This window comes from Streptomyces sp. NPDC059567, assembly GCF_042735655.1.
GTDB lineage: Bacteria > Actinomycetota > Actinomycetes > Streptomycetales > Streptomycetaceae > Streptomyces.
In genome coordinates this window covers 1-2,985 of sequence record NZ_JBHWBS010000037.1, presented here as the reverse complement: position 1 = coordinate 2,985, position 2,985 = coordinate 1, and the positions used below count along the sequence as shown (strand labels likewise).

Below are 2,985 nucleotides of genomic sequence, written 5' to 3'. Positions count from 1 at the left end.
CCCCGGGTGGGGGCCACGCCCCCCCCGTTGGGGGGGGGGGGCGCCCCCCGGGGGTCGGGAGGGGGGGCCCCCCCGGGGCGGCCGCCCCGGCGCGGCCCGCGCCCCCGTCCGCCTCAGCGGCGTTCGGGCAGGTCCTCCTCCGCCTTCGGCAGCGCGGCGAACCCCCGTGCCGTCGGCGGCTTCTTCCCGCAGAACGCGGCCTCCAGCGTCCCGCCGAGCGCCGTGTTGGCGGCGCCGTGGTTCGAGGTGTTCGCCGTCGCGGCAAGGCTGCGCCGACCGTCCCGGGTCGCGAAGGCGTAGGTGTAGAAGCCCTGGACGGTGCCGGTGTGGCCGAACACCTGGGTGCCGCAGGACAGGTCGTAGCGGCGCAGTCCGAGCCCGTAGAAGCGCGTACCGGTCGTGTCCGTCGGCGTGACCGTGGTCATGGCCTCCGTCATGCGCGGCGAGAGCAGCTTGCCGCGCATCAGCGCGGTCGTGAAGGTGTTCAGGTCCGCGGGGTCGGAGATGACGGCCCCGGCCGACTGCGCCCAGGACGCGGTCTGTTCCGTGGAGTCCACGAGGGGGGAGCCGGCCTCGTCGGGGTGGAGGTAGCCGCGCACGTGCAGTCCCTTGATCCGGGTGTCGGGGTGCACGTAGGAGGTGTTGCGCAGTCGCAGGGGCTTGATGATGCGGCGCTCGTACTCCTTGGCGACCGGGTTTCCGGTGGCCTTCTCGATGAGCATGCCGACCACCACGAAGTTGGTGTTCGAGTACGCGTAGGCCGCGCCGGGCTCGATGGTGCGCGGCTCGGCCAGGGAGAGGTCCACCAGCTCCTGGTAGCCGAACACCCGGTTCCGTACGGCTTCGAAGCCGGGGACCGTCTGCGCGAACATCTTCTCGGTGTAGTCCGGCAACCCGCTGCGGTGCGTCAGGAGGTGACGTACCGTGATCCGCTCGTCGGGCAACAGACCCGGCAGGTAGCGGTTCACGGGAGCGTCGAGCTCCACTCTGCCCTCGTCCACCAACTGGAGCAGGACGACGCTGGAGAAGGTCTTGCTGACGCTGCCGATCCGGAAGCGCGCCCGGGCGTCCATGGGCTCTCCCGAGACGCGGTCACGGACTCCCACGGTCCGGGTCCGGACTCCGTCGGGGCCGGTGAACCGGGCCATCGCGCCCGGTGCGCCGTTGGCCATGGCCGCGTTCAACGCCCCGGCCACACCTTCCATGTCGGGTGCGGGAACCGCGCGTTCGGCGGTCTTGGCGGGGACGGCGGCGCGGGAGGGCGCGGCGGACGCGGAGGCGGCGGGGGCGAAACCGGCCACGAGCGCGGCGGTGACGGTGGCGCTCGCGACGAGACGTCGGTGGGGCGTAAGTAACAGGTTCACTTCTTCGGCTTCTCTTCCTGGTCGTGGAGCCGGTGCGACGCAGGGGCCGGGGTATGAGGTACGCGTCCCGAAGGCTCGATCCGTGCGCAGCTTCCGGCCCCCAGGGATCAAGAGCCTCAACGCGCCGACGAGGTTCCCGACACGGAGAGTCGAGCCTGTCGTGGGCCTGTTCGATGTCCGTCGAGGCGCGCCGGCTGGCGGATAGTGGCCGATCATGGCCAGCTTTGGGATCGAATTTGAGCCAATCCCGACCAGAAGGATCGTTTCATTCTGTACAAACTGGTCTGATCGAAGACCGAGGGCGGCAGCACCCGGTTGCGGTTCGGCCGGGATGGGAAGGTTTGTGGCGCAAAATGGCGGGAATCGCTCGACGTCCGTCCCCGGGGCAGTAATGGATCGTCGGCTTCCGGCACCGAGCCGGTCGGCCGACACGACCTTCGAAGGTGCAGCGCGCTCACGTCCTCGCTTGTTGCCGACAGGGAGGTAGGGATCCCATGACAGTGCAGGACATCGAACTCCCGATACTGCGGATGCCGTACCCGGTGCGGGTGAACCCGTACCTTCCGGCCCTGCGCGAGGAGGCCGAGACGTGGGCGCGCGAGATGGGCATGCTGGCGGGCGACGAAGCGGGCTCCCGCCGGGCGATCTGGAGCCGGTCCCAGTTCCACGCCATGGCCGTCGACCAGTTGACCGCGTGGACCCTCCCCGATGCCTCGCTCGCCGGCCTCCGGCTCAATCACCGGTTCAATCTCTGGGCTCTGGCGTGGGACGACTACTTCGCCTCCGCCTTCAAGCAGACGGGCAACCTCGCAGCCGCACAGGTCTTCACCGCCCGTCTGCACGGCTTCCTGCCGCAGGAGCCGGGCGCCCGGCTCCCGGAGCCGGTCAATGCCGTCGAAAGGGGAATGGCAGACCTCCAGCAACGCCTGTTCCCTCCGAGGCTCGCGCACTGGCGGCAGGGGCTGAACCGGGCCCTGGCGAGGTACATCGACGCCGGAGTCCAGGAACTGGCCAACAGCCTCGCCGGCCGTGTCCCGGACCTCATCGAGTACGCCCAGTTCCGCCGTGAGAGCTTCGCGGCGTACACCGCCCCGTACTCCGTCGAACTCGCCACCGGCGCACGGATCCCCGAGCGGATCCGGCACAGCCGGACCGTCTGCGCCCTGCTCGACGCCTTCATGGACTACATGGGTCTGGCTAACGACATCGCCTCCTACCAGCGCGAGGTCCATGACGAGTACGACGTCAACAACCTCGTCGTCGTCCTCGAGACATCCCTGGACATCACCGTCCAGGAAGCCATGCACGCCGCCGCCGATCTGGTGACCGCCCGGCTGCGCCACTTCGAGCACCTCTCACAGAGCGAACTGCCCCCGCTCGTCCGGCAGGTCGGGCTGAACCACGGCGAACGGATCGAGCTGGAGGCGTGGCTCGGCGGAGCCCGAGGCTTCCTGTCCGGTCTGCACGCCTGGTACACCGGGGCGCCCCGCTACGCCCCCACGGGCGGTCCGATCCCGGAGCAGCGGACCGCCCGCATCACCGTGCCCTGACGGTACGAGCACGAGGTGCGTACCCGCCCCCACAGCCCCGGGGGGGGGGGGGGCGCGCGGGGGGGGGCGGC

Annotated in this window: 2 protein-coding genes; one reads left to right on the top strand and one right to left on the bottom strand. The window is 70.4% G+C overall.

Going from position 1 to position 2,985, the window contains the following annotated elements; genetic code table 11:
* Nucleotides 1-113 precede the first annotated feature (113 nt).
* Nucleotides 114-1,358 (bottom strand): serine hydrolase domain-containing protein, encoded by a 1,245-nt coding sequence (locus tag ACFVZW_RS18395; RefSeq protein WP_384522524.1) that lies wholly within the window; start codon nt 1,356-1,358, stop codon nt 114-116.
* A gap of 500 nt (nt 1,359-1,858) precedes the next feature.
* Here ACFVZW_RS18395 and ACFVZW_RS18390 point away from each other — a divergent pair, with 500 nt between their 5' ends.
* The gene (locus ACFVZW_RS18390; RefSeq protein WP_384522426.1) at nt 1,859-2,914 is read left to right on the top strand and encodes a hypothetical protein; all 1,056 of its coding nucleotides are present in this window, start codon (nt 1,859-1,861) and stop codon (nt 2,912-2,914) included.
* Nucleotides 2,915-2,985: the final 71 nt, after the last annotated feature.

Bases quoted from the DNA above. Each gene is read 5' to 3' on its own strand.
- ACFVZW_RS18390 (WP_384522426.1), top strand. From the start codon at position 1,859: ATGACAGTGCAGGACATCGAACTCCCGATACTGCGGATGCCGTACCCG.